The sequence below is a fragment of the Maricaulis sp. CAU 1757 genome (genome assembly GCF_054482675.1).
The window spans coordinates 467169-482137 of record NZ_JBTLRI010000001.1 but is presented as its reverse complement, the minus strand read 5'-3'; the positions used below and the strand labels follow the sequence as shown (position 1 = coordinate 482137).

Sequence of the window (14969 nt, the reverse complement as noted above, 5' to 3'; positions counted from 1 at the left end):
GTGCACGGGCTCAATCGTCGCGATTGACGATGACGCGGTGCGGATAGGGGATGGAGATGTCATTGGCATCAAAGGCCTGTTTGACATTCTTCAGGCCGTCGAACTTGACGCCCCAGTAATCACCGGTGGCGGTCCAGGCGCGCGCCGTGATGTCGACCGAGGAGGCGCCATGGGCGCTGACCGCGGTAAACACGGCCGGGTCGGTATGGACGCGCTCATCGGCGGACAGCGTGTCGCGGATGACCTGCATGGCCTTGTCGATGTCGTCATCGTAATCGATCGAGAACACGAAATCGACGCGGCGCGTCGGGTTGGCGCTGTAGTTCGTGATCACATTGCCCCAGACCTCGCCATTGGGGACGATGACCTTCTTGAGATCGCCGGTGGCCAGTTCGGTGGTGAACAGGTTGATGTCGACAACGGAGCCGGACACGCTGCCCACTTCCACCCAGTCGCCCAGCTTGTAGGGCCCGAAGATCACGATCATGACGCCGGCGGCGAGGTTGGAGAGCGTGCCCTGGAGCGCCAGACCGATGGCCAGGGTGGCCGCACCGAGCGCCGCCACCAGGCTGGTCGTCTCCACTCCGAAGCGCGACAGTACGGCGATGATCACCACCACCATGACGGCGTAATAGGCGACGGAACCGAAGAAGTTGCCAAGCGTCGGATCGATCCGCTTGCTGCGCGAAATGGCTCGCCTGACATTGCGTTTGATGAAGCCGGCAACCATGAAGCCGGCGACCAGGATAAGCGCGGCAAGGACCACGTTCACGGTCATGCTGAGACCGTAATTGGCGATGACGGCGAGCGTTTCCGGGTTGATCAGGTCGGTATCCGAGACAGTCAAAGGGCATCTCCTTTTGGCCTTTCAGGCTGCCTAGCATGACTGTAACGATACGTGAAACCCGTTGCGGCGAGTGCGTCTATGACGAGGTCACGGCGACGGCGGTACTGGTCGATGCGACCATTGCGGCCATCATGGCCGCCTGGGCCGCGAGAATGGCCGCGAGGTCGCCGGCTGCAGAAGTCACCGGCAGTTGGCCGGCTTCGGCCTGGGCCAGGCGCATGGCGATGCGCCCGGCAGCACCGCCGCAGGATCTGGGCTTCAGCGATCTGACATGGGCATGACCGGAAAGCAGTGCCTCGGCCATGGCGTGTCCCGGACCGCTCGCGGCAAGCACGGCGAGCCCTTCGCGTCCGATATTGCTGCGCAGGCTGCCATGCTTGCGAACGGCCAGATTGATCGTCGTCCAGTTTCCGCTCAGCCGGTCGGGCCGGTAGGGCAGCAGCATGACTTCGTGCATCGCCTTGGTAGCCACACCCTTCGGAATGCCGGCATTGACGAGGTCCCGCTCGGTGCGCTCCAGCTTCTCGCGGGCCGTAACCGGAGTTTCACCAAGCGCTGTCAGGCAGGCTGCCAGAACAGCTTCGCTATTGGCGTCGCGGCGCCACCAGGGGGCGGAGATGGTCTCGCGGATATCGAAAAAATCGTCGGCCATGTCGGGCTTGCCACCGGCGGCGACCAGCGCCAGCGCAGCCGGGCTTCCACCCTGGGCGAGGCCGCGTGCACCGCGCGCCTTGCGCCGTTCGGACAGGGCCGTGCGGACCCGGAAGAATTCGGCGACACTGCAATCCGCTGCGGCCAGGACGGCAGCGTAGATCGGGCGCATGGCCCGCTCGGGGGCACGCCAGTGGCCCAGCCGGTCATTGAGGCCACCCAGTCGTTTGAGGGTTTCCCTGGCAAAGGCTTGCGGCGCGAGGGCCGAATTGATGCCGGCCAGGGCTGCGAACGGAGCGTGGGAACGATCCTGGCGCGGCAAGGACTCCCGCAGGGCATCCACCGTCTGGCTGAACCGGTTATGTACTTCGCTCATGGGAAACCCCCTCCTGACACCCGATACGCTTGATTTGAACAGTATTTCACCGGGCCCCGTTCCGCGGCAGGGGGACGGTGCACCGCCGCTTCCCCCGCGATCACGGGTGTGACTACGCTTGGCCGTCGCATCGGGCGCCGTCCGGCGCTAGATAGGAAGCATGGTCGACACGCCGTCCCTGTCTCGAGTGCTGCCTGCACGCTTCGCCGACTGGTTCGCCCGGCGCGGCTGGCAGGCCCGCGATCATCAGCTGGCCATGATCGAGGCCGATCAGGCCGGCGAGGATGCCCTGCTGATTGCCCCGACCGGCGGCGGCAAGACGCTGGGCGGCTTCCTGCCCAGCCTGATCGACCTGGCCGAGATTGCTGACGGGGCTGGCGGGGCCCGGCGACCTCATCGCCTGCACACGCTCTACATCTCGCCGCTCAAGGCCCTCTCGGTCGATGTCGCGCGCAATCTGATGATCCCGGTCGAGGAAATGGCACTGGATCTGCGCATCGAGACGCGCACCGGCGATACCTCCACCTCCAAGCGCCAGCGCCAGCGAGCGCACCCGCCGGACATCCTGCTGACCACGCCGGAACAGCTGGCGCTGTTCTGCGCCACGGCGAATGCCAATGTGTTCTTTGCCGACCTGCAACGCATCGTCATCGATGAAATCCATGCCGTGGCACCGCAAAAGCGCGGCGATCTTCTCAGCCTTGACCTGGCCACCATCTCGAGCTGGGCGCCCGACGCACGGCGGGCAGGGCTGTCAGCGACGGTGGCGGACGAACAGGGGCTGGCGCGCTGGCTGACGCCGCAGGCACCTGACGCGTCGCGCTTCGCCCGTATCGTGCGCGGCCAGGGCGGTGCGCGCCCGCAGGTCGACCTTCTCGACCCCGAGGACCGCATCCCGTGGGCCGGTCACTCGGGACGCCACGCGCTGGCCGATGTCTATGAACGCATCAAAGCGGCGCGCATGGCGCTGGTCTTTGTCAATACGCGCTCCCAGGCCGAGCTGACCTTCCAGGAATTGTGGGCGCTCAATGCCGACAGTCTGCCCATCGCCCTGCACCATGGCTCGCTGTCGCCGGAGCAGCGCCGCAAGGTCGAGGCGGCAATGGCGGCGGGGCGGCTCAAGGCGGTGGTGTGCACCTCGACCCTCGATCTCGGCATCGACTGGGGCGATGTCGACCTGGTGGTCCAGATGGGTGCGCCCAAGGGGTCCTCGCGCCTGATCCAGCGCTTGGGGCGATCCAATCACCGGCTCGACGCGCCGTCGCGGGCGCTGCTGGCGCCGACCAACCGGTTCGAACACCTGGAATGCCAGGCGGCCCGCGACGCGGTGGCCGAAAACGCCCTCGACGGCGAACCGCTCAAGGCGGGCGGGCTCGACGTGCTGGCCCAGCACGTGATGGGTCGCGGCTGTGGTGAGCCGTTCGACGCCGACGCCCTGTTCGCCGAGGTTCGACAGGCGGCTCCCTTTAGTGAACTGGACCGGGCAACCTTCGACCGGGTACTCGATTTCACCGCCACCGGTGGCTATGCGCTCAATACATACGAGCGTTTCCGGCGCCTGATCCGGGGGCGCGACGGGCGCTGGACGGCGCGCTCGCCACAGATCGCCCAGCGCTACCGGATGAATGTCGGCACCATCGTCGAAGCGCCGATGCTCGACGTGGTGCTGAGCGGGCGCGGACGGCGCGGCTTCAAGCTCGGCGAGGTCGAGGAGTGGTTCATCGAGCAATTGGTGCCGGGCGATACCTTCATGTTTGCCGGCCAGGTGCTTCGTTTCGAGGGGCTGGAGGAGATGGCGGCGAAAGTGACGCGGTCCAGCGATACCGACCCCAAGATCCCCAGCTATAATGGCGGCAAGTTCCCGCTTTCGACCTATCTGGCGGCCCGGGTGCGCGAGCTGGTGCAAGACCCGGCGCAATGGCGTGACCTGCCCGACCAGGTGCGCGAGTGGCTCGCGCTGCAGCAGAAACGCTCGCGCCTGCCCGCGGCGGACGGCCTGCTGGTCGAAACCTTCCCGCGGCACGGGCGCTACCATCTGGTCTGCTACCCTTTCGAGGGACGGCTGGCGCACCAGACGCTGGGCATGTTGCTGACCCGGCGGCTGGAACGGCTGCGGCTGCGCCCGATGGGGTTCGTGGCCAATGAGTACGCCGTCTCGGTCTGGGCCCTGCGCGATCTGTCCGGCGTCGATTTCGACGCCCTGTTCGATGAGGACATGATGGGCGACGACCTGGATGCCTGGCTGGCCGAGAGTCCGTTGATGAAGCGGACATTCCGCAATTGCGCAGTGATTTCCGGGCTGATCGAGCGCCGCTTCCCCGGGCAGGAGAAAAGCGGCCGCCAGGTCACCTTCTCGACCGATCTCATCTATGACGTGCTGCGCGAGCACGAGCCGGATCACATCCTGCTCCAGGCGGCCTGGTCGGATGCGGCGCGGGGATTGCTCGATGTTCAGCGCCTGGGGCAGGCCCTCGGTCGTGTCCGCGGACATGTGACGCATCAGGCACTTGACCGGATCTCGCCGCTGGCCGTGCCGGTGATGCTGGAGATCGGCCGGGAACCGGTTTATGGCGAGGGCCATGAGAGCATCCTCGCGGATGCCGAGGACGAGCTGATCGCGGAGGCCATGCGGCTTGACGACTGACGAGACTACAGACAGCCCCTGGCTGGAAAGCCAGGTTGGCGGTGAGGCGGTCCTCGCCGATGCCGAAGGGGCGCTGGTCCTCGTTGATCATGGCACGCTGATCGTCTCCGACCTGCATTTCGAGAAAGGCTCGTCCTATGCGCCGGGCGGTCAGCTCCTGCCGCCCTACGACACCCGCGCGACCCTGCGCCGGCTGGCCGATGTGGTGGCGCGCCACCAGCCGCGCCGGGTGATCGCGCTGGGGGACAGTTTCCATGACCGCGCGGCACATCTGCGCATGGATGCCGCGGATGCGGACGGGCTGACCTCGCTGGTCGCTTCGGTGGCGGACTGGGTGTGGATCGAAGGCAATCACGATCCGGCACCGCCGCCGCAGTTCGGCGGCTCGGTCATGGCGACACTGAAAGTCGGGGCACTGGTTCTGCGGCACGAGCCCAGCGAGGGGCGGGCACCGGGCGAGATCGCTGGCCACCTGCACCCCTGCGCCAAGGTGCGCGGGCAGGGCCGGGCGCTGCGCCGGCGCTGTTTTGCCAGCGACGGTGACCGGCTCGTCATGCCGGCCTTCGGGGCCTATACCGGCGGACTGAATGTCTGTGATGACGCCTTCGCCCGCTGTTTCGGTCGCGTGCCGGATGTCTGGGTGATGGGGCGGTCGAGGGTCTACGCGGTCCGGGCCGGCAAGTGTTCGCCGGACCGCTATGTCCGCGCGGCCAGCGCATAGCTGACAGCGATCACCAGCCCGGCGAGCACAGCCCCGCCGGTCAGCACGATGCGCAGTTTTCCGTACCAGTCCGGAAGCGAGCCGCCGGCTACGCTTCTCATGTCCCAGGCAAACAGGGCGAGCAGCCCGGCAATGACCAGCGCCAGCCCGATGAATGGCTGGCCGTGGCCCCGCAGGGACAACGCGGCAAGACCCAGCAGGCTGGGCAATACGGCACCCACCCACAGCGTCGCATCCGGGCGAGCGTCGGGAGCCAGGGCGCGGCCCCATCGCACACCCCCCAGAAATGACACGATGAGTGCGCCGTAGACCGTGTAGAGCGGCAGCGCCATGCCGCGCGTCGGCTCGTAGGCCAGCGACAGGGCGGCGATCCAGAACGGTACCAGGCCGAGAAGGCCGAGCCAGCGGGCGGTGGGGGGGACAGTGGACAGCAGGGACATGATATTGATCTAGGGCGCAAGGCGGCCCGAGTCAGGGGCAGCGCGCATCCTCAGGCATCGTCGTGTGCCCGCTCTCCCGGAGGCGCAACGCAGGGTCAGCGACGGCTGAAGGCGACGCTGGCGAGATAGCCGGCGAGCATGGCGAGGAGGACACAGGCGAGGCCGTAGAGCGCCGGCAGTCCGTGCGCGAATTCGTACACGAAGCGCTCCAGCCCGGCTTTCTCGACGCGCAGGCTGGCGGAGCGGCTGGCCACAGGGCGACCATCTCGGAACAGATAGACCTCGGCCACGTAATTGCCGACGGGAGTGAGCGGGGGCAGGGCGATGGTCGCCCGGAACAGGCCGCCATCGAGCACTTCCACGCCGCGATGCGCTTCGGCGAACAGGCCCTGGGCCCGACCGGTCCGGGCCATGGCCTCGACATAGGCGTCGAGGTCGGCGTCGGGACGCCGGTCGGCGACGGCCTTGGCATGATTGAGCAGGGTGGCCTGGAGGCCGATGCCGCTGGTCAGCAGCTCGTCCTCGGAGGCGATGTCCTCGAGCGGCAGCGATGTGGCGATGGCGTAATAGCTGGGCACATTGTGGAATTCGAGCGGCGCGGTATTCATCCAGACGCCGAAATTGCGGTGCTTCTGCATGACCCGCAGGTCGCGTCCCGGGCCGCGCAGGACGACGACGATCTCGTCGCGAATGGTGAGGCCCTGTGTGGCGCCGTAAAGTACAAGTTCCATGCCGTCGAAGTCCTCCCGGATCTCGACGGTCTCGTGGGTCAGGGCAGCGACGATGCTGGGCGGGGCCCGGGTGATCGTGGGCTGGGTCTGGAGCGCCGCGAGGAGGACCAGGAGGGACAGCATTCAGAGACCCTCCCCGCCTTGTGGCAGCACCACGAACATGTCGGACGGGGTGGCCACCAGGTCCCAACCGATCTTCAGGCAGACCGCGACCACCATCAGGGCCAGCAGGGCGCGCAGCTCTTCCGCCGGCACGTGCCGGCCGGCGCGGGCGCCGAACTGGGCGCCGACCACGCCGCCGATGATCAGCAGGGCGGCCAGGATCACGTCGACGGTCTGGTTCTGGGTCGCCTGCAGGAAGGTGGTCAGGGCGGTCACGAAGAGGATCTGGAACAGCGAGGTTCCGATGACGACATTGGTCGGCATGCGCAGCAGGTAGATCATTGCCGGGACCATGACAAAGCCCCCGCCGACACCCATCACGGCGGCCAGCGTGCCGACCAGGAAGCCGATGGCCACAGGCGGGATGACCGAGATGTAGAGGCCGGAGCGCGGGAAGCGCATCTTGACCGGCAGGGCGTCGATCCAGGTCCGCTTGCGGCGTGTGCTGAGGCCCTTGGGCCGACGCTCCGGGTAGCGCTTGTACCAGAGCGAGCGCCCGCTCTCGACCAGCATCAGCGAGCCGATGATCCCGAGGAAGCCGACATAGGCGAGGGAAATGATCAGCTCTTCCTGTCCGATTGCCTGGAGTATGCCGAGCAGCTGCACGCCAAGCACCGAGCCGACCGCGCCGCCGGCCAGCAGGAGCAGCCCCATCTTGACGTCGAGGGTTCGCCGTTTCCAGTGTGCCAGCGCGCCGGACGCCGAGGAGGCGACGATCTGGTTGGCCTGGGTCGACACGGCAACGGCCGGCGGGATGCCGATGAAAAAGAGCAGCGGTGTGAGCAGGAAGCCACCGCCGACGCCGAACATGCCGGAGAGAAATCCGACTCCCGCGCCAAGCCCGAGCAGGAGGAAGATGTTGACTGAGATTTCGGCGATCGGGAGGTAGATTTGCACCTTGGATCTAGCCGGCCGCGGCCTGCGCCAGCTGCTCGAGGAGAGCAGCGTCGATGCGGCCGGTGGGGCTCAGTCCCTGATCATTTTCAAACTGCATGATGGCATCGCGTGTCTGGGTACCAATCATGCCGTCAATCGGGCCCGGCGTATAGCCCAGCACCGAGAGGAATCCCTGGGCGCGACGAACCATGGCCGGATCAGAGGGGGTTCCATCCTGCCAGGGCATGTTCGAATAGAGACCGTTGGCCTCGGCATCGATGGCGCGCGGCGTGAAGCTGGCTGCCGTCGCCTGCGCGGCGGCGAGGGCGTCAGGCTCGATCATTTCCTCGATCGCGGCGGCACGCTGACTGGCGGTCGGATCGCCATCCGTCGAGGCGATGGTGAACCACGCATAGGCGTCGGGCAGGCTCAGCGGCACGCCATCGCCGGTTTCGTACAGCAGGGCCAGGTTGAACTGGCTATCCTGCAGTCCGAGCAGGGCGGCTTCCTGGAACCAGCGTGCCGCCTGGGCCGTGTCGGTGGACACGCCGGTGCCGTAATAGTGCATGACGCCAAGATTATGCATGGCGCGCCGATGCCCGGCATTGGCGGCGCGCTCGGTCCAGCGGCGCGCTTCCTCCAGGTCGATCTCCACGCCTTCGCCGCTTTCCAGCAATTTGGCGTAGCGATACTGGGCCGCCGGGACGCCCTGTTCGGCGGCGCGGCGCAGCAGGATGGCGGCGGTCGCCGGATCATTGTCTTCGATGGCCCGCATGCCGAGCATGTAGCGGGCGACCGGGTCGCCTTCGGCAGCGGCGCTCTCCAGCGTCACGGCAGACGTTGGCGCTGAGCTCACCGGGGCGACCGAGCGGGCCGGGCTGTTGGAGGGGGCCGGCACCGACGTGTTGGACGCATCGGCCATGACATTGGACGGCGCCTGGGTGCGAGCCGGGGCGGACTGCGATGCGCCTGGGCGGTCCGGTGCGCCCGATGCCGTCGCCGCGCTCGCTTCCGCCGCGCGTTGCTCGGCCACGGTCTGGCGCGGTGCAGCCTGGGCCGGGGCACTCAGCGCCGGGGTGGTCTCGGCGAGGCCGGCTTCGACCTGTGCGATGAAGTCACGGCCGCCGTCGTCGAGGCTGGCCCGGGTTGCGGCGCTATCGGACTGGGTCGCTTCCCAGACCAGGATGACACCGGCGCCGGTGAGCATGATCAGGGCCACGACCGGCAGCGCGTAGAGCAGGCTGCGGCCAAGCTTGGAGTGCTGGCGCTGCGCGCCGGCGGCCATCGAGTTGGCGGTCAGGCGGGAGCGTTCACGGGCCGCGGCGAGGAAATCGGGGTCGGCGGTGGCGCCGATGCGGCGGGGCTGAGGGGCAGGGCGCGGCGCCGCGGCGGGCTTGGCCTTGGCCTGCGGTTTTGGCTGGGGTGTGGGACGTTCGCGCAGAATCGGGGCCGCGACCGGCGCCGGGTCGGGCTCCAGGAAGGGGTCATGGACATCGCTCTCGAACCGGCTGGTCGGTGTCTCAGCCTGCGGCGGCGGTCCCAGCGGCTTGGAGAAGTCCGTGTCTTCATCGGCCGTGCCAGCGTCGTCGTCGGTAGCCTCGGACGCCGGCTTGCCAGACGGCTTGGCCGGCGTGCGCGCCTCGATGGCTTCCAGCCGGTCGGCCAGCGCGGACATGGCCCGCTGGACAGGCGACAGGGCATCCTCGGTATCGGCCCGCACGGTCGCCATGCGTTCCTGGACCCCGCTCAGCGCATCTTCGATCCGCTGGGCGGTCCGCTCCTCGGACTGGCGCAGGCGGGCTTCAAGGTCTTCCTCCCGGGCACCGCGGTTCTCATCGAAGCGGTCGAGCATCTGGGCCATGCGCTCGGTGGCCGTGTCGACCATTTCATTGGTGCGCTCTTCCGACTTGACGATGCGATCGGCCAGCGAGCGGCCGAGGCGGGTCACTTCGTCGCCCATCTTGCGGATGGCCTGGCGGTTCTCGTCGCGAACCTCGTCGAAGCGGCGCTCGAGCTGGTTTTCCTTCTCGCTGTCGCGGCGCAGTTCGGTGGCGCGCTGCTCGCTCTCGGTGAGGCGGCGGTCGATGGCGCCGGCCAGCTTGGTGATCTCCTCGCCCAGGCGGGACATGCTTTCGGTCTGGCGGCGTTCGGCATCGCCGATGCGCTCGAGCGCCTGGGTCAATGCCGCTTCCAGCTTCTCGACGCGCGGTTCGGCGGCCGCCTTGTCCACGGCCTTGGTCATCTGGGCGCGCGTGTCGGCGATGATGGTGGCGACCTCGTTGGAGAGGCGGTCGAAGCGTCGCTCCAGCTCGAGCGTTTCGCTGGAATTGCGGGTTTCGAGGCTGCGCAGCCGGTCATCGAGCTTGGACAGAGATCCCTCGAGAGCGCTGCCGGCCTTGTCGGCAATACGTTCCGTGCTCTCGACGCGGGCGCGCAGGCTGTCTGTATTGCGCTGCATGTCCTGCAGCGAAATGGCCGTGCGGTCCTCGCGTTTCTTGCTGAGTTCGGCGAAATCGTCAGCCCGGCTTTCCAGGCGGGCGAGGCGGCTTTCCAGAGTTTCCGAGGATCTGCGCTGGTCCTCGTCGACCGCGTGCAGGCGGGCGGCGGTGTCGTTCTCGTGTTCGTAGAGACGCCGCGCCAGCTTCATGATCGAGGTTTCGACGGCGCGGTCGGTCGACGCGGTTCCGGCCGGACGGGATTCCAGGTCGCGAATGCGGTCGCCCAACTCGTCCTGGCCGATGCGGATCTGGTCGAGCGCGTCGCGGGCGGTCTTGATCTCCTGGGCGCGGGTCGTGTCGTCCTTGGCAATGCGTTCGGCCAGCTGGTTGATGGCGCGGTCGAGATTGCCCAGCGTCTTGGCCGACATGGCCTCGGAGGATTCAACGCGATCGGTGAGCCGGTTGACCATGGCCCGCAGCAGACGGTCCTCGTCGCCGTCGAAGGCCTGGCCGCCGCTGAAGCCCGGGAAAGCCTCGAGGGCATCATCCCATTGCGGGCCGGCCGGGTCATTGTCGTCGAGGATGACGCGATTGAGCCATTCGCCGAGGGTGACCCCTTCCTTGCGCGCAGCTGTCTTGGCCCGCGCCCGAGCGCGTGGGTCAATACCTTTCACGCTCCAGGGACCACCTCCAGCCGACATTCGAATCGCTCGCTCATTCTAACCGGACCACGCTATCGGCCGGTTAATTTGGTGTAAACCAAGGGTGGGGACACAAGATGTAGTGTTTCCACACCGAATCACCGGAATCGGTCCCAAGGGATCGAATTCACCTTCCAGTACAAGGCCGCGACTCGGTTAATGGGCGGTAAAATCTGTGGACAAGTGGTGTTAACGCGGCGCCTCGGCGACGAAGAATTGTGGTGCCAGGCTGCGCAGCTGACTGCGCATGGCCGCGGCCTCCCGGCTCGGCGGCAGGTCGGGGTGCGAGGGCAGGCCGGCGGCGATCTCGAACAGGAGCCAGGCGGCATCGAGGTCATCGCGGGCCGCGGCATAGCGGCCGGCATGCCAATAGGTCATGGCGGCGTGCGGATCGGCGGCGGCGCTGGCGCTGAACAGGCCGATGGGTTGCAGGTCGACATCGGCACCGGGGTCGGTGCTCCGCAAGGTGGCGAGGGCCTGCGCGGCCAGCAGGTTGGCGGCGGCGCCGGCCGGCCCCGGGCGGTCGAGATGGGGACGCAGGCCGGCGATGGCCGCCGCCCGGTCGTTCGTCATGTTCGACAGGGCGTTCATCAGGCCCTGGAATTCGGCATTGCCGAGACCGGCGGCCGCGACCTGGCTGATACGGGCGCAGCTCGGCCGGTCGGTCTGGGCCCGGCATGGCCCGTACACGTGTGAGGACTGGAACAGGGCGAGGTAGGCACCGGCCAGGTCGCCGGCCGCCTGCAGCCGGTCGGCTGCCGCGATGAACCCGGCATCATTGACGGGCTGCGGTGTCTTGAGGGCGGCGTGACCGATATCAATGAGGCTGGCCAGGGCCGTCGAGCTCTGCGCGTAGGCCGAGCCGCTGGCGGCAGTGATGTCGGACGGCCAGGGGTAGCTGGCGTGGCCGGATATGGTCTCGATGCGGGTCCAGCGTTCGCGGCGGCCATCCGGGCTGCTGGGGCTGAACACGATGAATTCGAAGGTGCTGGGCAGGCCCGCGGTTTCGTCGAGGGCCAGCAGGGCATCGGGGTGGATCGGCAGAGTGTGGCGCAGCCACGAGATGAACAGGGTTGCGGCCGCACCGCTGGTCGAAGGGTCGGGGGTGAAGCCGAATACGACACTGCCCAGCTCGGCGCGCCGGACTTCCGTCGCTCCGTCATCGGTCACGGTGGTAACCAGGTCGACCGGCGACAGGCGCACGCCCATGGCGGCCTCGATCCAGAAGCGCTCGAACAGGGCGCCGCCCGGGCCCGCGACCTCGTCCAGCTCTCCGCCCTGGGTGAAATAGGCGAAGGTGTTCATCTGCCGGTGCACGTGGGTGACCACCGGGCGGTTGCGCATCACCGTTCCGTCGAGCGTCTGGGTGCGGCTGAGAATGCGGTTAAGGTCGAAGTCGTGCACCGTGCCGTCGGCGCCAGTCTCGAAGGCATAGCCGTCGCCGAGCACGATCTCCCGGGTCTCGCTGTCGAGCGGGCTGCCATCAAGGGCGCTGCGCTCGATTTGCCAGCGCGTGGTCAGGATCGAGGCGTCGCGGATGCCGCGGGCTTCCAGATAGCTGGAACGATCGAGGTGGGCACCGCCGACAGGAGGCGAGCCGACCAGGGCGGGGGCTTCGATCGGTTCCTGGTTCGACGGATCGGGCGCCGTGTCTGCCGGTGCGGGGCCGGTGGGCAGTGGACGCACCCCGGTCGGCAAGCTCACCGTGTCCTGTGCGGCCGCTTCGGGTTCGGCGTCGGAACTTGCCTCCGCGGCGGGCGCCATGATCGAGAAGCCGGGGTCCGGCTGGGCCTCGTCGCGGTCCTGGGCGGTGGCGGGTGCAGCCAGGGCGAGGCCGGCAACGAGGGCGGGGGTAAGGCGGGTCAACAACATGGCGCGACCATGCCGCGCGCGGCGCCAGCTGGGAAGGGGGCGGGTGCGTTGATTTTTCGTCATGGGCGTGCGGTTTTTACGTTGACGTTCGCGTAAGCGTGTGCCCATGATGCATTCATGATCAAGCCGGTGACCCCCGATACCGAATTTTCCATCCGCGAGCTGTCGCAGGAATTCGGCGTGACGCCCCGGACGCTCCGTTTCTACGAGCAGAAGGGCATGATCCATCCCACCCGGCGCGGCGCCGCGCGCATCTATTCGGCCGCCGACCGGGCCCGTATCGACCTGATCCTGCGCGGCAAGCGCGTCGGCTTTGCCCTCGACGAGATCAAGGAAATCCTCGACCTGGAAGCGATCGACCGCGGTGGCCGCGAGCGTCTCGGGCCGGCGATCACGCGCTTCGAGGCGCGCATCGAGGTGCTGCAGCAGCAGCGCGAAGACGTCGAGCGCGCCATTTCCGAACTGAAAGCCGGCTTGGCCTGGATGAAGGAGCGCATGGAGGACCGCACGCCGCCGGACGATGTGCGCCGCCGGGCCCGCGCCTTCGAGGCCCTGGCCGAAGCGCGGCTGGAAGGCTGGTCCGGCCTGTCGCCGGGCTGACGCCATGTACGCCTCCCGACCGTCCCTCACCTCCCAACGACCTTCCCCTTACTCCCCGGAGACCCTCACATGACCCCTTATCGCGCCCCGGTCCGTGACATCCGTTTCGTCATGCATGACGTGCTCGAGCTCGACCAGTACTCCAATCTGCCGGGCTTCGCCGATGCGGACGCCGACACGCTGGATGCCATCCTCGAGGAGGGCGCCAAGTTCTGCGAGGGCGTGCTGGCGCCGCTCAACAGCGTCGGCGACAAGGAAGGCTGCGTGCGCGATGCCGACGGCAATGTGAAGACGCCGACCGGCTTCAAGGACGCGTTCAAGCAGATGGGCGAAGCCGGCTGGACGGCGTTGTCCGGCGACCCGGAATATGGTGGCCAGGGCCTGCCGCATGTCCTCAACCTGGCCATCAACGAGATGGTGTCTTCGTCCAACATGGCCTTCGGCATGTATCCGGGCCTGACCCTGGGGGCCGCCGCGGCGCTGCACACGGCGGGCACGGACGAGCAGAAGGATCTCTACCTGCCCAAGATGATCTCCTGCCAGTGGGGCGGGACGATGAATTTGACCGAGCCGCACTGTGGCACCGATCTCGGCCTGCTGCGCACCAAGGCGGTGCCGCAGGGTGACGGCTCCTACAAGATCACCGGCCAGAAGATCTGGATCTCCTCCGGCGAGCACGACATGGCGGAAAACATTGTCCACCTGGTGCTGGCCCGTATCGAGGGCGCGCCGGAAGGCGTGAAGGGGATCTCGCTGTTCGTGGTGCCGAAATTCATTCCCGACGCGGACGGCAATCCGGGGGAGCGCAACTCGCTGAAGTGTGGCGGCCTGGAAGAGAAGATGGGCATCCACGGCAACGCCACCTGCGTCATGGACTATGACGAGGCGACCGGCTGGCTGGTCGGCGAGGAGAACAAGGGCCTCAAGGTCATGTTCGTGATGATGAACGAGGCGCGCCTGGGCGTCGGCCTGCAGGGCTATGCCATGGCCGAGGCGGCCTACCAGCAATCGGTCGCCTTCGCCCGCGACCGCCTGCAGGGGCGCTCACTGACCGGACCGAAGAACCCCAACGGCCCGGCCGACCCGATCATCGTCCACCCGGACGTGCGGCGCATGCTGATGGACCAGAAATCCTTCGTCGAGGCGGCCCGCTGCTTCGGTCTTTGGACGGCCCTGCAGGGCGATCTGGAGGAAAAGGCCGACGATCCGGCGGTGCGCGAGAAGGCCGGCGATTACATGGCCCTGCTCACCCCGGTGGTGAAGGGTTACCTGACCGGCAAGGGCTTCGACATGGTCTCCGCCGGCCTGCAGGTCCATGGCGGCTCGGGCTTTACCGAGGAGTGGGCCGCGTCGCAGCTGCTGCGCGATACCCGCATCACCCTGATCTACGAGGGCACCAACGGCATCCAGGCGCTCGACCTGGTCGGTCGCAAGCTGGCGATGAATGGCATGCGCCCGATCACCAGCTTCTTCAACGAGCTGGACGAGTTTGTCGCCGCGGGCGGGGATGAAGCAACCCAGCCCTTCATCAACGCGGTGGCCGACACCAAGGGCAAGCTCAAGCAGGCTACCGACTGGCTGATGAACAACGCGCTGGAGAATTTCGACCATGCCGGCGCGGCCAGCCACGATTATCTCAACCTCTTCGGCCTGACCTGCCTGACCTATATGTGGGCCAAGATGGCCAAGGCCGCCGCGGCAAAGGTCGCAGCCGGTGACAAGGATCCGGTCTATGCCAACAAGCTGGTCACGGGCCGGTATTTCCTCGACCGCTGGGTCCCGGAAGCCGCCATGCACCTGGCCAAGGTCGAGGCCGGTGCCGACACCATGATGGCGCTGGAAGCGGAGGCCTTCTAGGCGCAGACTGTCAAGGCGGGACCGCGCCGGTGAGACGCGCGGCCCGCTCTTTC

At 67.4% G+C, this 14969-nt stretch carries 11 protein-coding genes; 4 read left to right on the top strand and 7 right to left on the bottom strand.

Features of this window, described 5'->3' with window-relative positions:
- Positions 1-10: 10 nt before the first annotated feature.
- Both ACXYMR_RS02215 and ACXYMR_RS02210 read right to left on the bottom strand, forming a co-directional pair.
- Positions 11-847: a mechanosensitive ion channel family protein gene (locus tag ACXYMR_RS02215; protein WP_458941117.1), complete on the bottom strand. Its 837-nt coding sequence runs from the start codon at positions 845-847 to the stop codon at positions 11-13.
- A gap of 76 nt (positions 848-923) precedes the next feature.
- On the bottom strand, positions 924-1874 hold the full coding sequence (locus ACXYMR_RS02210; RefSeq protein WP_458941116.1) for a hypothetical protein: 951 nt from the start codon (positions 1872-1874) through the stop codon (positions 924-926).
- 160 nt (positions 1875-2034) lie between these two features.
- On the opposite strand from ACXYMR_RS02210, the gene ACXYMR_RS02205 reads away from it, so the two are divergent.
- On the top strand, positions 2035-4518 hold the full coding sequence (locus ACXYMR_RS02205) for a ligase-associated DNA damage response DEXH box helicase (protein WP_458941115.1): 2484 nt from the start codon (positions 2035-2037) through the stop codon (positions 4516-4518).
- The gene (gene pdeM, locus ACXYMR_RS02200) at positions 4508-5239 is read left to right on the top strand and encodes a ligase-associated DNA damage response endonuclease PdeM (protein WP_458941114.1); all 732 of its coding nucleotides are present in this window, start codon (positions 4508-4510) and stop codon (positions 5237-5239) included. Before ACXYMR_RS02205 ends, pdeM begins: the two co-directional genes overlap by 11 nt.
- Here pdeM and ACXYMR_RS02195 read toward each other — a convergent pair.
- The 5 genes from ACXYMR_RS02195 to ACXYMR_RS02175 form a co-directional block, all read right to left on the bottom strand.
- Positions 5215-5679, bottom strand: coding sequence for a DUF3429 domain-containing protein (locus ACXYMR_RS02195; RefSeq protein ID WP_458941113.1), 465 nt, complete (start codon positions 5677-5679; stop codon positions 5215-5217). The genes pdeM and ACXYMR_RS02195 overlap by 25 nt on opposite strands.
- 95 nt (positions 5680-5774) lie before the next feature.
- Positions 5775-6533, bottom strand: coding sequence for a TIGR02186 family protein (locus tag ACXYMR_RS02190; protein WP_458941112.1), 759 nt, complete (start codon positions 6531-6533; stop codon positions 5775-5777).
- Positions 6534-7469, bottom strand: coding sequence for a sulfite exporter TauE/SafE family protein (locus ACXYMR_RS02185; RefSeq protein WP_458941111.1), 936 nt, complete (start codon positions 7467-7469; stop codon positions 6534-6536).
- Positions 7470-7476: 7 nt separating this feature from the next.
- Entirely contained in the window at positions 7477-10560 is a 3084-nt protein-coding gene (locus ACXYMR_RS02180; protein WP_458941110.1) for a peptidoglycan-binding protein, read from the bottom strand.
- 216 nt (positions 10561-10776) lie between these two features.
- A complete protein-coding gene (locus ACXYMR_RS02175; protein WP_458941109.1) occupies positions 10777-12459 on the bottom strand; it encodes a hypothetical protein in 1683 nt (560 codons plus the stop codon).
- 117 nt (positions 12460-12576) lie between these two features.
- Here ACXYMR_RS02175 and ACXYMR_RS02170 point away from each other — a divergent pair, with 117 nt between their 5' ends.
- Positions 12577-13059: a MerR family transcriptional regulator gene (locus tag ACXYMR_RS02170; RefSeq protein ID WP_458941108.1), complete on the top strand. Its 483-nt coding sequence runs from the start codon at positions 12577-12579 to the stop codon at positions 13057-13059.
- Between the two features lie 69 nt (positions 13060-13128).
- Complete coding sequence (locus ACXYMR_RS02165) at positions 13129-14916, top strand: acyl-CoA dehydrogenase C-terminal domain-containing protein (protein WP_458941107.1); 1788 nt, start codon at positions 13129-13131, stop codon at positions 14914-14916.
- Positions 14917-14969: the final 53 nt, after the last annotated feature.